Annotated in this window: 31 protein-coding genes; 2 read left to right on the top strand and 29 right to left on the bottom strand. The window is 71.2% G+C overall.

Going from position 1 to position 17,818, the window contains the following annotated elements; genetic code table 11:
• Positions 1-23: 23 nt before the first annotated feature.
• From ACFYYF_RS40495 to ACFYYF_RS40355, 29 genes are all read right to left on the bottom strand, one after another.
• A complete protein-coding gene (locus tag ACFYYF_RS40495; protein WP_388784275.1) occupies positions 24-578 on the bottom strand; it encodes a head-tail connector protein in 555 nt (184 codons plus the stop codon).
• A gap of 10 nt (positions 579-588) precedes the next feature.
• A complete protein-coding gene (locus ACFYYF_RS40490) occupies positions 589-900 on the bottom strand; it encodes a hypothetical protein (RefSeq protein WP_388784272.1) in 312 nt (103 codons plus the stop codon).
• Positions 901-961: 61 nt separating this feature from the next.
• Positions 962-2,338, bottom strand: coding sequence for a phage major capsid protein (locus ACFYYF_RS40485; RefSeq protein WP_388784269.1), 1,377 nt, complete (start codon positions 2,336-2,338; stop codon positions 962-964).
• 144 nt (positions 2,339-2,482) lie between these two features.
• Positions 2,483-3,175, bottom strand: coding sequence for an HK97 family phage prohead protease (locus ACFYYF_RS40480; protein ID WP_388784266.1), 693 nt, complete (start codon positions 3,173-3,175; stop codon positions 2,483-2,485).
• Positions 3,172-4,332: a phage portal protein gene (locus tag ACFYYF_RS40475; RefSeq protein WP_388784264.1), complete on the bottom strand. Its 1,161-nt coding sequence runs from the start codon at positions 4,330-4,332 to the stop codon at positions 3,172-3,174. The genes ACFYYF_RS40480 and ACFYYF_RS40475 overlap by 4 nt, the downstream gene beginning before the upstream one ends.
• Complete coding sequence (locus tag ACFYYF_RS40470) at positions 4,329-4,520, bottom strand: hypothetical protein (RefSeq protein ID WP_388784261.1); 192 nt, start codon at positions 4,518-4,520, stop codon at positions 4,329-4,331. The genes ACFYYF_RS40475 and ACFYYF_RS40470 overlap by 4 nt, the downstream gene beginning before the upstream one ends.
• Positions 4,521-4,558: 38 nt before the next feature.
• Positions 4,559-6,046: a terminase gene (locus ACFYYF_RS40465; RefSeq protein ID WP_388784259.1), complete on the bottom strand. Its 1,488-nt coding sequence runs from the start codon at positions 6,044-6,046 to the stop codon at positions 4,559-4,561.
• A gap of 4 nt (positions 6,047-6,050) precedes the next feature.
• On the bottom strand, positions 6,051-6,311 hold the full coding sequence (locus tag ACFYYF_RS40460; protein WP_388784256.1) for a hypothetical protein: 261 nt from the start codon (positions 6,309-6,311) through the stop codon (positions 6,051-6,053).
• Positions 6,312-6,548: 237 nt separating this feature from the next.
• Positions 6,549-6,986, bottom strand: a complete 438-nt coding sequence (locus ACFYYF_RS40455; RefSeq protein ID WP_388784254.1) for an AAA family ATPase — start codon at positions 6,984-6,986, stop codon at positions 6,549-6,551.
• A 361-nt stretch (positions 6,987-7,347) separates the two neighbouring features.
• Positions 7,348-7,743, bottom strand: a complete 396-nt coding sequence (locus tag ACFYYF_RS40450; RefSeq protein WP_388784251.1) for a hypothetical protein — start codon at positions 7,741-7,743, stop codon at positions 7,348-7,350.
• 10 nt (positions 7,744-7,753) lie between these two features.
• A complete protein-coding gene (locus tag ACFYYF_RS40445; RefSeq protein WP_388784248.1) occupies positions 7,754-8,008 on the bottom strand; it encodes a hypothetical protein in 255 nt (84 codons plus the stop codon).
• A gap of 155 nt (positions 8,009-8,163) precedes the next feature.
• Entirely contained in the window at positions 8,164-8,634 is a 471-nt protein-coding gene (locus ACFYYF_RS40440; RefSeq protein ID WP_388784245.1) for a hypothetical protein, read from the bottom strand.
• A gap of 21 nt (positions 8,635-8,655) precedes the next feature.
• Positions 8,656-9,039 carry a DUF6221 family protein gene (locus ACFYYF_RS40435; RefSeq protein WP_388784242.1) on the bottom strand — a complete coding sequence of 128 codons (384 nt, stop codon included), beginning with the start codon at positions 9,037-9,039 and terminating at the stop codon, positions 8,656-8,658.
• A gap of 2 nt (positions 9,040-9,041) precedes the next feature.
• Entirely contained in the window at positions 9,042-9,320 is a 279-nt protein-coding gene (locus ACFYYF_RS40430) for an HNH endonuclease (protein WP_388784240.1), read from the bottom strand.
• A gap of 2 nt (positions 9,321-9,322) precedes the next feature.
• Complete coding sequence (locus ACFYYF_RS40425; protein WP_388784237.1) at positions 9,323-9,721, bottom strand: hypothetical protein; 399 nt, start codon at positions 9,719-9,721, stop codon at positions 9,323-9,325.
• A gap of 11 nt (positions 9,722-9,732) precedes the next feature.
• On the bottom strand, positions 9,733-10,458 hold the full coding sequence (locus tag ACFYYF_RS40420; protein WP_388784235.1) for a hypothetical protein: 726 nt from the start codon (positions 10,456-10,458) through the stop codon (positions 9,733-9,735).
• 272 nt (positions 10,459-10,730) lie between these two features.
• On the bottom strand, positions 10,731-10,964 hold the full coding sequence (locus ACFYYF_RS40415) for a hypothetical protein (RefSeq protein ID WP_388784232.1): 234 nt from the start codon (positions 10,962-10,964) through the stop codon (positions 10,731-10,733).
• Positions 10,965-11,064: 100 nt separating this feature from the next.
• The gene (locus ACFYYF_RS40410; protein WP_388784230.1) at positions 11,065-11,475 is read right to left on the bottom strand and encodes a hypothetical protein; all 411 of its coding nucleotides are present in this window, start codon (positions 11,473-11,475) and stop codon (positions 11,065-11,067) included.
• A gap of 223 nt (positions 11,476-11,698) precedes the next feature.
• Positions 11,699-12,358 carry a restriction endonuclease gene (locus tag ACFYYF_RS40405; RefSeq protein WP_388784227.1) on the bottom strand — a complete coding sequence of 220 codons (660 nt, stop codon included), beginning with the start codon at positions 12,356-12,358 and terminating at the stop codon, positions 11,699-11,701.
• Between the two features lie 192 nt (positions 12,359-12,550).
• Positions 12,551-13,396 carry a hypothetical protein gene (locus ACFYYF_RS40400; RefSeq protein WP_388784225.1) on the bottom strand — a complete coding sequence of 282 codons (846 nt, stop codon included), beginning with the start codon at positions 13,394-13,396 and terminating at the stop codon, positions 12,551-12,553.
• Complete coding sequence (locus tag ACFYYF_RS40395; protein WP_388784223.1) at positions 13,393-13,977, bottom strand: hypothetical protein; 585 nt, start codon at positions 13,975-13,977, stop codon at positions 13,393-13,395. The genes ACFYYF_RS40400 and ACFYYF_RS40395 overlap by 4 nt, the downstream gene beginning before the upstream one ends.
• Complete coding sequence (locus ACFYYF_RS40390) at positions 13,974-14,555, bottom strand: hypothetical protein (RefSeq protein WP_388784221.1); 582 nt, start codon at positions 14,553-14,555, stop codon at positions 13,974-13,976. Before ACFYYF_RS40390 ends, ACFYYF_RS40395 begins: the two co-directional genes overlap by 4 nt.
• Positions 14,552-14,845, bottom strand: a complete 294-nt coding sequence (locus ACFYYF_RS40385; RefSeq protein WP_388784219.1) for a hypothetical protein — start codon at positions 14,843-14,845, stop codon at positions 14,552-14,554. The genes ACFYYF_RS40390 and ACFYYF_RS40385 overlap by 4 nt, the downstream gene beginning before the upstream one ends.
• Before the next feature lie 9 nt (positions 14,846-14,854).
• Positions 14,855-15,052: a hypothetical protein gene (locus ACFYYF_RS40380; RefSeq protein WP_388784217.1), complete on the bottom strand. Its 198-nt coding sequence runs from the start codon at positions 15,050-15,052 to the stop codon at positions 14,855-14,857.
• Positions 15,052-15,915: a protein transporter Sec31 gene (locus ACFYYF_RS40375; protein ID WP_388784214.1), complete on the bottom strand. Its 864-nt coding sequence runs from the start codon at positions 15,913-15,915 to the stop codon at positions 15,052-15,054. Before ACFYYF_RS40375 ends, ACFYYF_RS40380 begins: the two co-directional genes overlap by 1 nt.
• A gap of 157 nt (positions 15,916-16,072) precedes the next feature.
• Positions 16,073-16,270, bottom strand: a complete 198-nt coding sequence (locus ACFYYF_RS40370; protein ID WP_388784212.1) for a hypothetical protein — start codon at positions 16,268-16,270, stop codon at positions 16,073-16,075.
• Positions 16,270-16,440: a hypothetical protein gene (locus ACFYYF_RS40365; RefSeq protein WP_388784209.1), complete on the bottom strand. Its 171-nt coding sequence runs from the start codon at positions 16,438-16,440 to the stop codon at positions 16,270-16,272. Before ACFYYF_RS40365 ends, ACFYYF_RS40370 begins: the two co-directional genes overlap by 1 nt.
• The gene (locus ACFYYF_RS40360) at positions 16,437-16,700 is read right to left on the bottom strand and encodes a hypothetical protein (RefSeq protein WP_388784206.1); all 264 of its coding nucleotides are present in this window, start codon (positions 16,698-16,700) and stop codon (positions 16,437-16,439) included. The genes ACFYYF_RS40365 and ACFYYF_RS40360 overlap by 4 nt, the downstream gene beginning before the upstream one ends.
• On the bottom strand, positions 16,697-16,951 hold the full coding sequence (locus ACFYYF_RS40355; RefSeq protein WP_388784204.1) for a hypothetical protein: 255 nt from the start codon (positions 16,949-16,951) through the stop codon (positions 16,697-16,699). Before ACFYYF_RS40355 ends, ACFYYF_RS40360 begins: the two co-directional genes overlap by 4 nt.
• Before the next feature lie 235 nt (positions 16,952-17,186).
• Here ACFYYF_RS40355 and ACFYYF_RS40350 point away from each other — a divergent pair, with 235 nt between their 5' ends.
• Both ACFYYF_RS40350 and ACFYYF_RS40345 read left to right on the top strand, forming a co-directional pair.
• Positions 17,187-17,483 carry a hypothetical protein gene (locus ACFYYF_RS40350; RefSeq protein WP_388784202.1) on the top strand — a complete coding sequence of 99 codons (297 nt, stop codon included), beginning with the start codon at positions 17,187-17,189 and terminating at the stop codon, positions 17,481-17,483.
• Between the two features lie 78 nt (positions 17,484-17,561).
• Entirely contained in the window at positions 17,562-17,771 is a 210-nt protein-coding gene (locus ACFYYF_RS40345) for a hypothetical protein (RefSeq protein WP_388784199.1), read from the top strand.
• The last annotated feature ends 47 nt before the right edge of the window (positions 17,772-17,818 follow it).

Raw genomic sequence — 17,818 nt, 5'->3', positions numbered from 1 at the left:
CGCCGGCACTCGGGAGGTCTGCACTACGCCACCCCCGCAGGAACCTTGTAGGGCTCGAGCAGCTGCAGCACCCGGTTCGGGATCGCGTAGCCCCAACCGGGCACGGCCTCCGTGACGTTGAAGTCGTCGCCGCCCCCGATCCCGGACAGGCCGCGCGACGCCCCGTATTGGGTGCGCCACAGGTGCTGCAGCAGGATCCGCGCGGCGAGGTTGATCGTGGGCGGCACAGCGCCGCGCCCCGCCTCGTACACGGCCCGCCATGGGCCGCCGGTGAACACGGCGCCGTCCAGGCGCCGTACGACGCCGCTGTCTCCGTCGAGGAACACCTCACCCACCGAGACGGCCAGGCCGGCCGTCATAAGCGGGGTGAGCGAGGTCAGCGACACCGCCGGCGCCTGCGTGAGCACGAGGGCCGCCCGCCCGTCCACGACCTCGCTCACGGTGCGGATCTCGACCGGGCCCACGTGCCGTTCGATCGTCGCGGTCAGCGCATCCACGTACACCTGCAGCTCGGCGTCCTGCCCCGTACCGTCGATGTCCAGCTGCGCCTTCGCCTCGGCCAGCGTCAGCAGCGCCATGCGGACCGCCTCACTTACCGCGGGCGCGGCCCGCTGTGCTGCGCGGCTTCGACTCGACCGCACGCTCCACCGGCGCGCTCGGCATGCGCTCCTCACCGGACTCCGAAGATTCCTCACCGGACTCCGAGGATTCCTCGCCATCCTCGGCGCTCTCCTGGTCGTGGTCGTCGTCGAGCAGGTTGAGCTGTTCCTCGACCTGCGCGGCGCGGTCGTCCAGGCCGCGCGTCTTGTAGCCGTCGCGCTCCCGCTCCAGCGAGGCCCGCAGCGCCTTCCGCTGCGAGGCGGCGGCCTCCGCCTCGACCCGCTCGTCTTCGCTCTGCATGGGGTGAACTCCCTTCACGGTGAAGCCCCGGCACCAGGTCGGTGCCGGGGCCAGGGGCGAACTAGAAGACCGGGGCGATGAGGCCGGTGCCGGAGACGATCGAGATCGACTTCGGGTAGCGCTCGGAGTGCAGGGCCGCGTAGTTGTAGAACCGCAGCAGCACGGACAGCTGGTCGGCCTTCGTCTCGCGGAAGGTCTCCGCGCGCGGGGTGCCCTCGAAGAGGATCACGTCGGTGGAGCGGATCGGGATGATCCGGTCCTCGTTGGTGCCAGCGCCGAGGTTGGTCGGGATGTTTGGGTCGACGTACACGGGCAGGCCCTGCAGCGTCCCCACGAACCCCTCGGACACGACGTCGCTCATAGAGGCCAGGACGTTGGCGGGCATGTTCGCCACCGGGACGACCAGCGGCCGGCCCTGGGTGTCCAGGGACACCGTGTACCAGGCCCACCGGCGCGGGTGCATGAAGATCTTGTCCGGCGGCAGCAGCCGCCCGGTGTGGATCTGCTGGATGCCGTCGCCGACCTTCGAGTACGCCTCGCCCACGGTCGGCGTGGCGTCCGTGTACGTGATGGCGTTCGCGCCGGTCACGTTCAGCAGGCCGCGCTTGTTCGCCGCGTTGTTGCTGATGCAGAACACGTCGAGCTTCGTCGCGTAGTCCGCGGCCAGGTCCGCGAGCAGGATCTGGTCCATGTTGATCGGCGACTGGTCGATCAGCTGCTGCGGCACCACCTGCTGGCCCGCGATCGTCGCGACGGACGCGGAGACCGAACCGGTCGTCGCGTCCGTGTTCTGCACCGCGGTGTTCTGCGACGCCTGCTCCGCCGTGGCGGTGCCGGTCACCACCTTCGGCAGGCTGATCGTGTCGGTGCCCGGCGGCAGCGGCTGGTGCGCGATCTGGTCAGCGACGACACGGCCCGCGCGGGCGAGGGCCACGTAGTCGTCGATCATCCACAGCGGCGGCACGAACTCGCCGGCCGATCCGTCCGTGGTGGTGATGGCGCGCTTCTCCAGGCCGGCCGCGACCTCCTGGTCGTTGCGCTGCAGGCGCTCGAGCGCGCCCCTGTCGCCGACGTGCTGCGAGCGGTACAGGTCGCGGAAGTAGGAGGCCTTGCCGCCCTTGCGGTAGGTCTCCGGCTCGGACACGACCTTGACCCCGGTGGGCTGCGGGCCCTCCGGGGAGAACTTCCCGCGCAGCTCGTCCGCCTTCGCAGCGCGCTTCTCCTCATCCTCGAGGTCCGCGATCCGCTGCTCGATGGCCGCCATGTCGGCGTCCACCTTCTTGATGCCGTCCCGCTTCTCGGCGAACGTCTTGTCCTCGTCGTCAGTGAGGCCGCGCTTCTCGTCCGTCGGCGCCTTCAGCACGGCGTCGAGTTCGGTCTTCAGCGCGGCCCGCTGCTCGAGCAGGTCCTGCAGCTGCTTACGCAGGAATGCGAGCATGGCTCACTCCTTCAGTGATCGGTGATCGATGGGGTCGCGCCTGCTGGCCGTACGGGTGGTGGCCCAGGTGGTGGCGCCTGCGGGCATGCCGCAGAGCGCTCCGGCGTGGGCTCCGGCGCGTCGGGTGGTGCAGGCGGGGTGCGGCTACAGGGCGAGGGCCTCGGCCTGAGCCAGGTACAACGAGAGGGGATGCCCGGCCGGAACCCGCTCGGGCTCCACGACCGGAGCGGCGAAACGGCGCTGCAGGCGCTCCATGAGCGCGCGGGCGTCGTCCTCGCCGATCTGGTCGAAGTCCGCGGCCCGCATCGCAGGTGCGACGCTCGTGGCCGGGTTGGCACCGAAGTTCACCACGGACACGTCGCCGCGGTGCAGGTCGACCTCGAGGATGTCGCGCTGATCGTAGTCCGGGGACCACATCTGGCGGGTGACACGGAACGCGAACGACATCTCGTCCACGCTCTTCTCCTCGAGCGCGGCAAGCATGTCGCCCACGTCCGAGCGCTTCGTGGAGACGTCGGCCTCCATGTGCAGGCCGGTCGTGTCCTCCGACAGGCGAAGCGTTCCAGCCTTCGTGTACGCCATCGCCAGCCCGGCGTGGTTCAGCAGGAGCTGCACCTGAGGGTTCTCGCCGAGCGTCTTCGCGAACGCCCCGGCTCGAACGACCTCGGAGTACGGGCCCAGCCAGTCCCACATCTCGAACGGCTGCTCCGTCACCGAGGCGTACCCCTCGATCGTCGACACGGACGGCGTGTCCTTCTTCGCCCGCACCTCGAGCTGGACGGGGAACGCGCGGCGCACGACCCCCGTGACAGAGGCGCGTTCGGACTTGTCGCTCATGACTGACCTCCTGTCGGGTCGTGGTTGGCCGGGGCATCCGTGCTGGGCTTGTCGCCCCACGGGACCGGGCCTTCGTCCTCGAGGTCACGGACCTCGTTGATGACCTTGAACTGGTTGCGCAGCGCGATGGCGTGCGCCTTGTACCGGGTGAGCAGGTCCGTGCGGACCAGGGCGCCCCGGTTGAACTTGACGGTCTCGCCCGCCGGCAGCAGCCCAGTGAGGGCGCGCTCGACGCGCACCAGCCACGGGTCGACCGCGTAGGTGAGCAGGTCCAGGGAGCGCTGCTCGATGTTCGAGTACGTCAGGCTGCCGCCCGTCTCGTACCCGTAGATCTCCGCGAACCCGGGCCCGAAGATCCGGCAGCACTCAGCGCTGGTGTAACCGTTCGTCTCGAGGAACTGGGACTCGTTGGGGGCGATCTGGATGCTCGTGTACTTCCAGCCCGCGCCCAGGACCAGCGGCTCACGGCGCCCGTAGATCGCCGCGAGGAACCGCTGCTTCGCGGTGGCCGCCTGCTTCTGGTCCAGGTTGCTTTCACTCGTCAGCAGCGCCGAGGGGTGCCCGCCGTCCTGGAACCACTGCGCCCCGAACCGCATCGCCGAAATGCCCGTCCCGATCGTCAACGCCTGCAGCTCGATCGGCGACAGACCCAGCAGCCGTCCGGGGACCGGGTGGACCCGCCGGTGCCACATGTCATCGGCCGGCACGTCCTCGCCGTTGACCCGCCACTGCGGCACACCCTTGACCAGGGAGACGCCGACCAGGTCGGGATGCTGCAGCGCGATCTGCGTCGGCGTGCCCCGCAGCCGGTCCCGCTCCGCGGCGAACCCGTACACGTTGCCGCGCAGCATCGCCGAGTACACGTACTGCGACGTCCAGTCCGGCAGCCCGTGCCCATCCCCGCCAGGGTCGGCCAGCCACGACGGCAGCGGCGCCACCTCCCGCGGCCGCGGGAAGTACTGCAGCGGCATCGTCTCCGCGATCGTCGCGACCAGATTCACGCACGACCACACCGCGATCTTCTGCAGCGACGACTCAGTCCGCGACAGGTCCACCCGCGCGTACCCGGCCGACTGCGCCGAGTTCGGCGGGATCGGCGGCTCGGTGAACGGCGTCGGCCGGCCCCGCAGTTCACGGCGCCCCAGAAGGAAACTCACGACTGCCCCCGTCCGCTACTGATGCGGTCCGCGACCAGGTCGGCAAGAACCAGCACACCGGCCGTCATGAACCCGGCAGGTGGCCACGCCAGCCACGCCCCGTACGCCACCAGGCCAAGGCCGGCCAGGCCGGGGAGGGCCCTCCATGCCGCTCCCACGGCCAGGCCGGCCACGCCTGCCAGGCCCACCCACAAAGCCTGCAAGCGCCCCATGTTGGTCTCTCCGTTCACCAGATGTTGTCCAGCGGATCCGACGTCTCCTCGACGTCCACGGTCAGCCCCCACTTGGCCTCGGTCGCAGCCACCAGCGGACTGATGTCCACACCGACCGTGCGCCGCGCCCACGCCCACGCATCGCCCAAGTCCCGCTTCTGCGCGCCTGCCAGAGCCGACGCCATCGGCGCCTCGTCGAAGTGCGTCAGCGACTGGTCGGTCACCGCGTCGTAGAACTGCCCGCACGCCGCCGCCATCTCCCGCGCCTTCGGCTTGACGACCTCCACGCCCAGGCCGTCGTCCTCGTCCTCGAGCTCGGGGATCAGCGACGCCGCCGCAGACGCCGGGTCGATCACCCAGGCGCGCGGATTCCACTTCGCATGCAGTTCCTTGGCCCGCCCCACGATCCAGCCCGTACCGGGCCGGTGGTCGACCACCACCACGTGCACACCGCCCCGCCAGCGCAGCGCCGCACAGATCGCCGCGTGCGACCGCTCCGGCGTCATGTCGATCGCCAGCGCCACCGGCGACGTCGCCCGCGCCGCCGCGATCTCCTCGACGTTCCCGACCGACAGCGCCCGCCACGCCTCCTCGGCAATGACCTGCCAGGTGTCCGCCTCGTCCGACGGGTACAGGCCCACCCCGAGCCGCTCCCGCTCGAACACGCCGCCAGTGCCCAGCGAGGCGCGCTCGTTGCGCACGAACTCCGTGCTGATCAGGTGCCCGAGCGACGGGTTCGCCCGCGCCCACGCGACCGGGTCAGCGGAGTCGTCGTGCTCGGCGCAGCCCTGCGCGCACTCGTCGAGGTGCGGGTCGACCGACCACTCGAAGTACGCCATCGACGGGTCGGGCTGCCCCGACTCGACAGCGGCCTGCGCGCGGCGCCGCAGCCGCGCCAGCTGCACCGACTGTGCTCCGATGCCTGCGCTGCCCAGATACCACAGCTGCGGGTTGGGGATCGCGGACATGGTCGGCATCAGCGCGCCCATGGCCTCGTCACCGAGGATCATCGCCTCGTCCATCATGTTGCAGTCGCCGGTGAAGCCACGGCCCGAGCCGCCGGAGCGGGCCAGGAACTGCAGCGTCTGCCCGGTGACCAGCGTGATCGACGTCTCGTTCGTATTGTTACGCACCCGCAGCACACGTTTGCGCAGGTCAGGGCACCCAAGGATCAGCGCTTCGATACGCTGGAACGCGACCTTCGACGTCTTGAACTCGTGCGCGCTGTGGATGATCAGCTGCTCATCGAGGAGGAACAGGCCCGCGAGCTCGCGCGCCTCGATGATCGCGCCCTTCCCATTCTGGCGAGGGACGTTGACGCAGACCTCGAACGCGGCCCAGGACCCGTCGTCCCGCTCGCGCAGGCCGACGTCGAGGACGTGCTGCTGCCAGGTGAACAGATCGAGCCCGGCCATCGCCGCCAGTTCGACCGCCTCCTGTCCGGCCGAGGAGAGGAACGCGGCGGGGGCGGTGGACAGTCGTGGCGTCTGCAGGCCCGTCATGAGGTCAGGCGGAGCGAGCACGTCGGGTCCTCCGCTTCTTCGTCAGCTCATCGAGCCGGTCGTCCACGCCCGCGATCGGCGCGAGCTTGCGCAGGGACTCGAGACAAGTCCGCAGCTCGCGCGCCGCGTTCGCCTTGGCGGTCGCACCTTCGTGCCCGTCCAGCGACGCGGCGATGGTGAGGGCGAGCTGGGCCAGGCCGGGCGCGATGTCGCCGACACGGAGGTGTTCGATCTCCGCCTGGGTGGCCTCGACGTTGGTGGTCATGATCACCCCCGACGTGACACAGCGTTACATCACCGAGAGTGACCGCCACTAATTCACTCGAACCGAGTTCGCGTGAATAGGAGGGGGCCTCCGCTTACTAATTCACTCGAACTGAGTTCAGCGGATTAGTGAGTACGGGCCCCGTGTAAAAAACAGGGCGACAAGGGCGTTTGGGTCGCCCGACCCTGCACTCAAAAAGGGGTCGGGCCATGATCATCGACCTGCCCGCGACCATGATCACCACTCCATCGTGCGGCCCGCCCGGGCCCCCGGCTGGGTGGCCGGCCGCGACCGGTACCACCGGGTCGCGACCCGCTTCATCTCCGGGTCGCGCATGGCCTCGATGCGCTGCATCACGATCGTGCGCCCCGGGTCGACCGCGATCACCTTCGCGTCCATGCGCTTGTACCGGGCCAGCCACTTGGCGGTGGGCATGGTGTGGATCAGGTACACGTCGGTCTTGTCGCGGAGCTCGAAGGCCTCGCGCATCGCCGCGTACCGGGCGCGGTGGGCGACGCGCAGCTGCAGCGGGTCCTGGTTCCAGGATGGGGCGCCGGGTCCGGTGAGCGCGCGGGTGATGCGGTCGAGGTCGATGACGATGTCGCTGGCCTTGGCATGCGCGTCGATCCAGCTCGACTTGCCAGCGGCCGGTGGACCGGTGACCACGATGAGCACGGGGCGTCACCTCGCTGTCGGCGGCAGCTCCATCGTGAAGCGGGCCTGGTGGCTGGCGACGTGCTCGCGGACCGGGGTGAGGTCGACTGAGACCGTGACCCTGGTCGCGGTCGAGTGCGTGGCTGAGACCGGGAACTCCACCTGCTGCCCGCACACGGGGCACTGTGCGGTGCCGCCTGGGGTCTCTCTGGGCGTGCAGTCCTCGATGTGTAGGGCGATGGTCTCGGCTGCTCTGCGGTGACCGTCAGTGCCTCCGCAGGCTCGGCCGTGAGAGCCGCAGCCGTCGCAGCGCCAGGAGCGCCCGTCGTGCTCGGGGTAGGCGATGGCACGGGCCAAGGTCACCACCTCCGTGAGGCCTGGCTCAGTTGCTGAGCGGCGGGGTGTAGCGGGGCGGCTCTGTGAGGCCGGCCGCGTCGAGGGCCAGGCGCAGGACCTCGGTCATGGGGACGTCGACCAATTCGGGGGTGAGCAGGGGCGTCGGGCCTCGGCCGTACCAGGTCTCGCTCACGTCTACGCCGTCGCGCGTCTGCACACGGATGGGGTTGTGGATGGTCTCGACGTCGACCACGGTGACGTGCTGTTCGAGCACGGGGACGAGGTGGGCGCGGACGATGGCGGCGGTGGGGAAGTCGAGCTTGGTGTGGTCGATGCCCTCGCTGTCGCAGTAGTCCAACCACGCGTCGGGGGCGTCGCCGTCCCAGAATCCCCACTTGGACAGCAGGTCGGCGCTGAACAGGGTCAGGTCAGGGTGGAGCATGCGCGCCACCTTAGTGCGTGCTCGACGCGTGTGCCGGGCTGTGGGCGTCGTCGCTGGGGCGGTAGACGTCGATGCCGTCCACCCCGGTGACGAGACGCACTGTGACGTCTGGCAGGGCTTCCTCGAGACGCTCTTTGACGGCGTGCGCCTGCTGCTGGGTGACGCGCGGGGTGGAGAGCCGGACGAGGACGGTGTCGCCGGGGCGGATGACGGTGAGGTCGGCGGCGAGGCGTACGTCGATGCCGGTGGTGTCTGGCTCGCTCATGGCGATCTCCGTTGCTGCTTGGGGTGGCAGTGCCTAGGCTGGCGGGCGTCGGCCCTGCGTGATGACGGGTGTCGTAGTGCGCACACCGGCCGGGCTGCCTGGCCGGAGGAACCGTGGGTGTGAGCCCCGCGGGGGAAGCGCTGGGCCGACGTGAGTCAACGCCGCCGCGGGCACCATCGATGGCCGCAGTCGATGATGTCGGGGTCGCTGAGTGCCGCGACGAGGTCGGGGGCTGCTTCGCTGGGTGGGTAGCCGAGGGCGTGCTCGAGGTCGCGGATGCGGGGGTAGGACGGCGCGTCGTGGACTTCGCAGCGGCGGACGAGGCGGCGCAGGAGTCGTTCCATGCGCGTCCTCCAGGTGATGGGGAGCCTGAGGCGTAGGCCGGCGGCGTCGAGGAAGTCGGCGAGTTCGATGTCCGTGTCGTCGGTGTCGTCGTCCCACTGGATCAGGGGGGCGGTGGTGGGGTCCCAGGCTTCCCAGTCGGGGCTGGGGTAGGCGGTGACGCTGCCTCTGCCGCTGCGGTAGCGGAGGTAGAGGTACTGGCCGCTGGTGGTCCAGGCGTCCCACTGCGGGGGCCAGGAGCAGGTTGGCTCTACGCGGGCCAGGGCGGGCCATAGGGACACCACGGTCGTCGCCTCCTGGCGCTGCTACTTGGGGTAGTCGGGGTGGTCCTTGTACGGCTCTGCGAGGGCTTCGATGACGTAGTCGGGGACGTCGTATTCGGTGTCTTCCCAGGCGTCGAGGACGCGTTCCCGGGCCGCCGAGTCGGCCTGGACGCGGGCTGGGTCCCAGAGGGCAATGTGGCGGGCCACGTGTTCGTCGTCCGAGCCGGACGGATCCACGTGGGAGACGACGCCGTCGTCCAGGCAGTCCGCGATGTACCAGCGGGCGGTGCCGTCGCCGGTGCCGTATGGGGACGGTTCGGCGTGCCAGGTGGCTGCGTCCTGGCACCAGGCGGCTCGGTGGGCGAGGCGGGCCTCTTCCTGGTAGCGGGCGCGGAGGAAGGGGATCACGTCGGCGGTGCGGAGCATGGTCACCACCTCATGGCGGTCTGGGTGCGGGCTTTGAGGGTGGGGCGGTTGCCGCGGGCGCTGTTGCAGCGGCGGTGCGCTGAGCGGGCGTTGGCGGGGTCGAGGAGGTCTCCGCCGCGGCTGAGGGGGATGTAGTGGTCGAGGGTGAACGCGAGGGGGTGCCGGCGGCCGTCAACGGCCTCCGGGATGTTGTGGCCGCAGATCCAGCACGGGAGGCCGAGGGCCTTCTGCCAGGCGACGAGACGCCGGTAGCGGCGGCCGTTGCGCGGGTTGCTGGGCACGGTCAGCGGGCGGAATCAGGCTGGACGACGCCGGTACGGCGTACGGCCTCGCGGAGGGTGTCCACGGTCTGTGCAGCCGTGTCGCGGTCGAGGGTGCCGTGGATGTTGAAGGCGTTGTAGGTGGAGGCGGCCTGCGGCGGCGTGAGGGCGGTGGCGACGCGTGCCCACATTTCGGCGAGCTGCCGGTAGCCGTCGGACCGGGCGTGGTGCTCCTCGGCGGCCTCCTGGTGCTGGGCGAAGAGGTAGGCGGCGCCGCTGCTGTTCTCCTTCGCGTGGGTCGCGCTCTGCAGGGCGTCGTGGTGCGCGTCCTCCGCCATGGCGGCCCACTCGGCCGCGGCCTTCTGGGCTGCCTGGTGCTGCTCGGCCTGCCACTCGGCGTGCGTCTGCTGACTGTCGGACATTCGGGCTGCTCCTAGCGGCGTGTGGCCACGTGGGTGAATGGCTCGGCTACGCCGGCGCTGTGGTGGGCTGCTGCCGCGAGCGCGGCGGTGAGGCGCGTACGGGGCTTGAGGCCGAGGTGCTGGGTGGCGTGGAGGGCGCCGAGGGCGAGGTCTTGGCCGCAGCCGACGGCGGCGTAGGGGGCGATGGACTCGCCGACCTGGTAGTCGCTGTCGATGGTGAGGAGGCGTCCGTGGATGCCGACGAGGAAGGTCCCGGCCTGCTCCTGCTCGCTGTCTTTGCGGGCCCAGCCGCCGTTCTTGAGGCAGGTGCGGAGGGCGTCGACCCAGGTGGTGACCATGAAGCGGTGGAGGTCGTCGCCGTCGGGTGCGGGCGGTTGGAAGGCGTAGCGGAGGAGTTGGCCCATGCGGAAGCTGCTGGTGAAGCCCATGACGTAGGGGCCGGTGCGGAACAGCTTCGCGTCGGCGCGGACGGTGAGGGTGTAGCCGGCGACGCCGGCGGAGTCTGCGCCGAGGTGGACGCGGCCGTTGTGGGCCAGGCCGACGATGACGGTCAACGGGTGCTCCTGGCGGGTGGTCAGGCGGCGTCGGACGCGGACGGTGACGCGTCGGGGCTGTGGCTCGGGCTCGGGGAGGGCGAGGGGGCCGAGGGGGTGCTCGGGGTCGGTGTGAGCGGCGGCCTGGTCGTGGCTGGCGGCCGGGTGGTGCTCGGAGCCGGGTCGGGGTGGTCCGTGGTGCACGCGGTGAGTGTGGCGGCCAGCAGAGCGGCGGTGAGGAGTGCGGTGGGGGCGTGGCGCATGGGGGCTCCTGGGGTTGGTGGCCCGCCGCCCGGTCGCTGCGCGCAGGGACCGTGGACCCTGGAGACCTCCTCGATCTCATCGCCGGGCGGCGGTGCCTGGGCACGGCGAAGGCCCCGGAGTCAGGTCTCCGGGGCCTTCGCTGTGCGGTCTGTGGTGTCCGTCTGCGGACATGCTTGTTGTGGGCTGATCGTTACACCCGTCTGACCTGCGCGTCAAGCAGGTTGGCGTGTGGGGCGTACGGGGCCGCCGGGGCGTTGGGATCGGGCGGCGCGCTGCGCGTAGAGGGCGTCGACGTCGGTGAGCCGGAAGTGCGGGTGTCGGTCGGTGCCGCCGGCGGGGGTGAGGTGTCCGCGGTGGACGAGGATGCGGAGGTTGCCGCGGGTGATGCCGAGGAGGGTGGCGGTCTGTTCGGCGTCGAGGTGGCCGGGCGGGACGTACGGGCTCATGTGATCCATCGTGCGGCAGGCGGGGCGGGGTGCGCCAGGGGCTATGAGGTGAGGCCCCGTCCGGACTCGGTTGCGGGGCCTCTGTGCGGCGGTGGCAGCACTAGCCGTCGAGGTGTTCCACCATCTGGAGCTTGTCGAACTCGCCGTCCTTCGTCCAGCCCAGACTGTTGATCGCGGTGGCCATCTGCAGCGCGGTGTAGTCATCGTCCGACAGCGGTCCGCATGCCTCCGGCCGCTCCTCGCCGCCCTCCTTGGCCTTCGTGCCTAGCGTGTTGAACGCCCGGTCGGCCTGGCTCTGGTATCCGGACCGGACCATGCCGGCGAGCGTCTTGTCGAAGGCGTCGACCCGCTCCTTGGCCTCGCCGACGGTCGGTGTGTCCTTGGAGTCGCCTCCGGTCCGCTCGGAGAGCGCGGCGGCGCAGTCCTGTGCCTTCTCGTCTGCGGACGCCGAGCAGCCGGCGAGGGCGATGATGGCGGCGGCGAGGGCGGCAACGATCGTGGTGCGGCGCATGGGTTCCCCCGGGTGTGTTGTGTCGGTAGGGGGCATGATGCGCGGCTGTGGTGGGGCTGTGTGGCGGTGTGTCCTGGTTGTGACATACCGAGGCCCCGCCGCGGGAGGGGTCGCGGCGGGGCCGGTCTGGAGGGTGTTACGGGCCGGGGGCCGTCGTCGTTCCGTCAGGTCCAGTCGGCGGGAGCGTGCATGGCAGCTCTGGCCTCGTTGTGGGCCTTGACGCTCATCGTCTCGCGCGTGCAGGGCCGTTGTGGGGGTTCGCGGAGTCGAGCATCCATGGGGCCGGGCCGGTGCGGCTGGCCCAGGCGGCGAGCGCGTGCTGGTCGAAGAGATGGATGCCGATGGACTGGGCGTAGCCGATGGCGGGCTTTGTGAAGCGACTGGTGGTCACGACGGCTGCAACCTGGGCGCCGTGGACGGCGTAGCAGGTGCCGCCGAACTTCTGGAGGTCTGGGCTGCCGACGTTGGTGGTGGGGCCGTAGCGCTTGCACTGGATGACGATGCGGCGGCCGTCTGGGGCGATGGCGGTGACGTCGGCGCCGAGGTCGCCGGCGCCGCCGACGCGGCGGGCGTCGCGGCAGCCGTCGCGGTGGCAGAGGTAGGCGATCGCGTCCTCGAACTGCCTGGGGTCCATGACGTGGTAGCGGGCGATCTCTTGGGACTGGACGTCACGAATCTGCGCCTGCTGCGCGGCGACGGCCCGACGGGCGGCGCGGCGTCGGGCGGACAGGAGGCCTACGGCTATGAGGACGAGGGCGGTGATGGGCAGGAGGGCGGGTGTTGCAACCACCCAGCGGGCGAATGCGGTGAGCACGACGGTGACGATGACCAGGATGAAGACGATGACGATCCAGGTGTCGTCGGTCTTGCGGCGGCGCGGCATGGGGTGTCCTCGGGGCAGGGGCGTGCCGGGCCTGGCCGTGCAGTGGCGGCCGGGATCGGTGCCGGTGTGTGAGGGAATGATCTACCGGGCCCGCCGGGCGTGGACGCGGTGTATCCGTCTTGTGACGCAGTGGTGAGGGCGAGGTCAGTCCTCGACGGGCGTGCCGTCCTGTCCATGTGCCGCCCGGGCCGGCTAGTCGGGGATCGAGGTGTGGCGTCGGACGGCTTCGGCGGGGTCGTGGACGAGTCGCCCGCCCTCGCCGATGGCCTGCACACGCACCTCCTCTCGAGCCGGTGAGCTGTCCGCGTTGTTGTTGTCGTTGTTGGCTGTCTGACCTGCGGCAACAACGTCGGTCACGTCCTGTCCCGGGGCGAGGGCGGGGTGGACGGCTGCGCCGCCCTTCACGCCGGTCGAGGAGCCGCGGCCCTGCATCCGGACTGGCTCGACGGGGATGTCCCACCGGTCCAGTGCCTCGCGGACGCGTTCGGGGGTGGTGCCGATGTCGGAGGCCAGGGCGGCGATGTGGGCGTGTGGGGTGCCTACCCGGGCGAGGGCGGTGCGGAGGTCGAGCAGGTTCGGTAGCGGGGGCCCGGCGGGCGGCGGCCCGGGGGGTGGCGCCGGGTCTTCGTCTTCCGCGTCGGCCTCGGCGGGCTGCTCGGACGTCTCCTGATCGGTGGGTTGCTGGGGTTGCTGCTTGGGCTCCCACCCGTCTGCGCCGGCGCGGTAGGCGCTGACGATCCACCAGGCGGCCAGGCCCCAGCACAGGAAGGGGGCGCGGCCGGCGGCCGCACGGTGGTAGACGGCCAGGCCCACGGCCGTGGCGACTTTCCGGGCGGCGGCCGCGGCGATGACAAGCAGGGCCAGGCGCAGCAGCCAGCCGAGCCCGGTCCCCTCGTCGAGCCAGGCGCGTGCCCCGGACCAGATGCCGCGGCCGCGCCGCGCGGCCCAGGCGGCGATGGAGGTGGCGCGGCGCCCGGATCCGACAGCGATCCGGTGTACGGCGGCGCGCAGCCACTGCACGGTCGTCGGGGCGCTCACGCGAGGCCGCCGATGCTGGCGGTGCGGACGACGTCGAAGAGCTGCGCGCCGAGGTCGTTGGCGCCGCCGATGACGATCTGCGCGACCAGGGCCGCGGTGCCGGTGCCGATGCAGAGCATGACGCCGATGAACACGCCCTTCTTCCACTTGCCCTTGATCTGCTTGGCGACCTGCTTGCGGACCAGCCACAGCGTGATCGTCAGCGCGGTGACGATCACGGCCCCGTACCCGTCGAGGCGGGGCGCGGAGGCCTGGGCGAAGGTGGTGCCGCTCTGGCCGGTGAGGAGGCTCATCAGGGTGCCGCCGAGTCCGTTGCCTCCCCAGCGCAGGATGCCGCCGGCCTGGCCGAGGAGGCCGGACGGGCAGCCGACCATGAGGATCCCGAACACGATCCCGAAGGCCAGCGGGATCAGCGCCTTGGGGTCGCGGGCCGGGCCGGCGGACTCGGCCGGAGCGCCCTTGCCCTTGCCCCCTCCGCCGCCGCTCCCGCCCTTCCACCAGCGCCAGAGGTCGGCGCAGAGGAGGCCGACGGCCAGGGCGAATCCGGCGGTCGTGATGGTCCCGGTGGCGAGCTGGTTCACGGCTGTACTCCGGTGAGTGCGTAGACGAGCGTGGTGACGGGGAGGGCGAGACAGGTGCCGATGACGGCGGCCCACAGCAGGAAGCGGGCGACGGCGGCGCGGACCTTGGGCAGCCACAGCTCGCCGGAGGCTGCGGCGGCGACCCGGTAGGCGTTGTCGGCGAGGGCGATGACGATGAGCGGGCCGAGCGCCATCACCCAGGCGCCCGCGAGTGACTCCTCCTCCTGGACGGAGTCGAGGACGTGAGCCCACGGGCCGGCGAGCGAGAGGGCGAGCGTGGCCAGTCCGGCGTTGTAGCCGATCCGGATCCGCTGCCACCACCTCGGACCGGGCTCCGGATCCGGTACGGACAGCCATCCACCTGCAGGATTGGCCGGGTAGTTGTGGTGGTGGATCACGACGACCGGCGGCGGTCCGGACGATCCGGATCCGCGCCACCAGTCCGGATCCGGATCCGGACCGGGCGGTGGAGCGGGCGGTGTGACAGGGGGATGCGGGGGCGGCGGCGGAGGTTCGGCCGGTGCCGGCAGGGGCTCCCCCGCCGGGATGATCTTCGTGGGGAGGATCGGCTCGCTCATCGCGGCCACCCCGCGCACCACAGGCAGACGGCCATCGCCGACACCAGCAGCGTGGCCAGCTTCAGGCGCCCGCGGTCGTAGGCGTTCAGCGCGCCGAGCGCGGCCAGGAGGGCGAGGACGAGTGCGACCGGCGCCAGGATGATCAGGGCAAGGAGGGCGAGCCCGGCCACAGCGACGGTGACACCGGTCCCAGCCAGGACGGCAGGCAACCAGCCGCGGCGCCGGTGCACGCGCCACCCGGTGATCACCCCCGGGGCGAGCGCTGCGAGGGCGAGCGCGGCGAGCAGCATGGCGGACTCCTACGGCAGGACGGTGGCGAGCTGGTGGACGGCGGCCGCGACGATCCCTGTGGCGCCGACGGTGAGGCCTGCCGCGAGGACGACGAGGGTGGACACAGGGCGCAGGGCGGGCCGCCAGGCTGCGGCGGCGAGGCCGAGCCCGGCGGCGACGATGGCGATGCAGACGAGGGCGAGGAGCAGCCCGGCGGTGGAGAGCATCAGGCGCCGCGCTTGAGGTCGCGGAGGTAGCGGTCGACGCTGTCCGAGGAGACCGGCCGGCCGAGCTGCTGTGCGGCGTCGTGGAGGACTGCGTCCCGGTCCCGGATTCCGGAATCCCAGGCGATCCGGACTGCATCCTTTGTGGTCAGGGACCTGCGGTCGATCGGGGCGGATCGGGGGTGCGGATGGTCCTCGGACTGTCCGGACTGGTCCGGATCGACGGATCCGGATTCCGTGAGCAGCTCCAGGCGGTGGCGCTCGGCGTCGATCGCGGCCTGCCCGCGCTGCAGTTCGCGACGTACGGGGATCAGGGCGAGCTGCCCGTTGACGGCTGCGCGCTGCTTCTCGAGCCACTGCTGGGTGCGGTCGTCGAGGGGGCGTGCGTGGACGAGCATCGCGAGGGAGGTTCCGCCCTTGGCGAGGGCGGACACGGCAGCTCCGACGAGGCCGATGACGATCTCGTCGTTGAGGTAGCCGTCGGCGAACACGGCGGCCATCGCTGCGGCGAGGGCCCAACGGCCGCCGACCTCAGCTCTCTTGGCGACGTCCGGCTGGCTGCGCATCAGCCACTGGACGGCAGTGCACATGATCCACAGGGTGTCGAAGGCGCACGCCGCTCCGTACGCGGCAGCGGACGCCACGATCCTGCTCAGCAGGGAGCCGATGCTGGACGTCGACCAGCACACGGACACCGCGAGGAGGACGACAGCCATCACGGTCACGGCGGTACGGACGGCCTGGTCCCAGTCGCGGGGCGCGGCGGGTACTTCGATCTGCTGTCTGTCGATGACGAGTTCGGTCTGCCCGTCGACGGTGTGAGGGACGAGTCTGGTGCGCTCGATGGTCTGCGTGCGCTGCTTCACGATGCTCTCCTGGAGCGGGACGGGCCCGGCCCCCGCGGGGGGACTGTCGCGGGAGCCGGGCGGTCGGGGGCGGTTCAGTGGGTGGCGATCCAGACGACGGCGAAGACCCCGGACGCGAGGCTGAGGACCATGCCGAGGCCTGCCAGGAAGCGCTCCATCACTGCCGCCAGTCGGTGTGCCGGTCGCGGCCGGTGCGATCCTTGGCCCGGTCTTGGTCCTCCCATGCCTGGCCCTGGCGGGCTGCGCGGGTCGCGCCGCGGGTGCGGTGGCCGGCGCGGCGTTGAGCGGAAAGGTCAGCGGCGAGCTGCCTGTCGTTGCCCGGGGTGAGGCTGCGGAGGACGTTGCGGATGCCCATCAGCGGCCGCCGCTGGTGCGCGGGATGCCGTCCTGCGCGGCCGCGTTGACGCAGCCGCGCTGGGTGGCAGCCTGTCCGGTCTGGTCTCGGGTCGCGTAGTCGGCGGCGCAGGCCTGCGGGGTCGCGGGCTGCAGGGCGACGGGCGTGGACGTCTTCGGGTCGTGGCTCATCGCGCACCGCCGGTGAGGATCCGGCGGAGGCGGGCGGCGTACGCGCGGCGGGTGGTCTCGCCGTGGACGTCGGGTGCCATGTCGCGTACGGCGCGGCCGAGGACCGGGTCCATGGTCGTGGCCTGGATGACCGCGATCCGTGACACGGCGGTGAACGGCCGGTCCGGGCGGTTCGTTTCGAGGCGGGTGGCGATGTCGCCGAGGAGCTGGCGGACGATCCGTCGCTGTTGTGCGGCCGGCAGGCCGCTGCTCTCGCTCATCCGGTCACCGCCGGGCGGGGCAGGGCGCGGCACTTCTCCGCGTGGCCCTGGGCGAGCTCGCGGGTGCGGGCCTCGCCGAACGCGGAGTAGCCCAGGTCGCAGCCGAGGCACGTCATGGAGACGTTGTCGCCGCTGCCTCGGACATCGACGGTGGCGCCTGCGACGGTGAGGTAGCGGGCGGTAACTCCGTCGGGCCACGGCTCCGTGCCGGGGCTGGGCTGCATGGGTGTAGTGCGGATACCGTGTGTCACGGCTGTTCCTCCTGGTGATGCAGGTGGATGGCTGTCCCGTGTCGGTGTGTCACCACCGGATCGGGGTTGAGGCGGGGCTCGGTGTGTCACCACCGGGCCCCGCCGTTGTCCAGCCCCGGCCGCGTGTGTCACCACGGGTCGGGGCTGTCTTGCGTCAGCAGTACGGACTGCTTGCCCACGACTGTAGGGGTCCCCTACAGTTCGTGCAAGCGGCCCGCCGGATGAAGGGCCTGAAATGAGCGACGAGGAGGTGCGCCGCGTGGCGGACGCCCTTGATGCGGTCGAGCAGATTGAGGACCGCGAGGAGCGAGTAAAGGCCAAGAGCCGAGTCATGGCAGCGCAGGCCGCGCGGAACAAGGAGTGGTCGAAGGAGCGCGACGACTTGATCCGTGAACTCTGGGACGGCGGGAACGGTCTCTCCTACCGGCAGATCGCGGCGCGCCTGACACTCAAGCTGGCCACCGTGCAAGCGGTGTTCCGAGGCAAGGGCTCCGGAACAACGCGCCCCCGAAAGGCGGCCGACGGAGAATGACCTGGTGCAGTGGCGCTGACATGCCCGGCTGGTCCGGTCCGCCGTGCGCCTCGCCCGATCTCGCGCAAGGCTGGGTGTATGGCCATCCCGATCATCGTGTACCCGCCCGACGAAGGCGGCGCCCGGCATGTCCGCGCAGACGGAACCATCCTCGGCCTGGCCTACTCCGTGCGCGACATCGCGGCGCTACTCCAGACGGCCGGCCTCCAGGACTTCAACGAGATGGACGTCGTGCGTACCGAAATGATCGAGTGGCGGGGCGGCGGCCCGGAGGTCTGGACGCGGTGATCGGCGGGGCGTAGCGTCGGTGGAACTTGGGAGGTCACGGGCCCGCC

The sequence above is a fragment of the Streptomyces sp. NPDC001914 genome (assembly GCF_042891215.1).
GTDB lineage: Bacteria > Actinomycetota > Actinomycetes > Streptomycetales > Streptomycetaceae > Streptomyces.
Note: the sequence above shows the minus strand (reverse complement) of the source record. Positions and strands in the feature narration are given on the sequence as shown.

Excerpts from the sequence above, each read along its gene's own strand:
- ACFYYF_RS40495 (WP_388784275.1), bottom strand. The coding sequence starts at position 578 with ATGGCGCTGCTGACGCTGGCCGAGGCGAAGGCGCAGCTGGACATCGAC.
- ACFYYF_RS40490 (WP_388784272.1), bottom strand. The coding sequence starts at position 900 with ATGCAGAGCGAAGACGAGCGGGTCGAGGCGGAGGCCGCCGCCTCGCAG.
- ACFYYF_RS40485 (WP_388784269.1), bottom strand. The coding sequence starts at position 2,338 with ATGCTCGCATTCCTGCGTAAGCAGCTGCAGGACCTGCTCGAGCAGCGG.
- ACFYYF_RS40480 (WP_388784266.1), bottom strand. The coding sequence starts at position 3,175 with ATGAGCGACAAGTCCGAACGCGCCTCTGTCACGGGGGTCGTGCGCCGC.
- ACFYYF_RS40465 (WP_388784259.1), bottom strand. The coding sequence starts at position 6,046 with ATGACGGGCCTGCAGACGCCACGACTGTCCACCGCCCCCGCCGCGTTC.
- ACFYYF_RS40460 (WP_388784256.1), bottom strand. The coding sequence starts at position 6,311 with ATGACCACCAACGTCGAGGCCACCCAGGCGGAGATCGAACACCTCCGT.
- ACFYYF_RS40450 (WP_388784251.1), bottom strand. The coding sequence starts at position 7,743 with ATGCTCCACCCTGACCTGACCCTGTTCAGCGCCGACCTGCTGTCCAAG.
- ACFYYF_RS40445 (WP_388784248.1), bottom strand. The coding sequence starts at position 8,008 with ATGAGCGAGCCAGACACCACCGGCATCGACGTACGCCTCGCCGCCGAC.
- ACFYYF_RS40435 (WP_388784242.1), bottom strand. The coding sequence starts at position 9,039 with ATGCTCCGCACCGCCGACGTGATCCCCTTCCTCCGCGCCCGCTACCAG.
- ACFYYF_RS40425 (WP_388784237.1), bottom strand. The coding sequence starts at position 9,721 with ATGTCCGACAGTCAGCAGACGCACGCCGAGTGGCAGGCCGAGCAGCAC.
- ACFYYF_RS40415 (WP_388784232.1), bottom strand. The coding sequence starts at position 10,964 with ATGAGCCCGTACGTCCCGCCCGGCCACCTCGACGCCGAACAGACCGCC.
- ACFYYF_RS40410 (WP_388784230.1), bottom strand. The coding sequence starts at position 11,475 with ATGCGCCGCACCACGATCGTTGCCGCCCTCGCCGCCGCCATCATCGCC.
- ACFYYF_RS40405 (WP_388784227.1), bottom strand. The coding sequence starts at position 12,358 with ATGCCGCGCCGCCGCAAGACCGACGACACCTGGATCGTCATCGTCTTC.
- ACFYYF_RS40390 (WP_388784221.1), bottom strand. The coding sequence starts at position 14,555 with ATGAGCGAGCCGATCCTCCCCACGAAGATCATCCCGGCGGGGGAGCCC.
- ACFYYF_RS40385 (WP_388784219.1), bottom strand. The coding sequence starts at position 14,845 with ATGCTGCTCGCCGCGCTCGCCCTCGCAGCGCTCGCCCCGGGGGTGATC.
- ACFYYF_RS40380 (WP_388784217.1), bottom strand. The coding sequence starts at position 15,052 with ATGCTCTCCACCGCCGGGCTGCTCCTCGCCCTCGTCTGCATCGCCATC.
- ACFYYF_RS40370 (WP_388784212.1), bottom strand. The coding sequence starts at position 16,270 with ATGGGCATCCGCAACGTCCTCCGCAGCCTCACCCCGGGCAACGACAGG.
- ACFYYF_RS40365 (WP_388784209.1), bottom strand. The coding sequence starts at position 16,440 with ATGAGCCACGACCCGAAGACGTCCACGCCCGTCGCCCTGCAGCCCGCG.
- ACFYYF_RS40360 (WP_388784206.1), bottom strand. The coding sequence starts at position 16,700 with ATGAGCGAGAGCAGCGGCCTGCCGGCCGCACAACAGCGACGGATCGTC.
- ACFYYF_RS40350 (WP_388784202.1), top strand. The coding sequence starts at position 17,187 with ATGAGCGACGAGGAGGTGCGCCGCGTGGCGGACGCCCTTGATGCGGTC.
- ACFYYF_RS40345 (WP_388784199.1), top strand. The coding sequence starts at position 17,562 with ATGGCCATCCCGATCATCGTGTACCCGCCCGACGAAGGCGGCGCCCGG.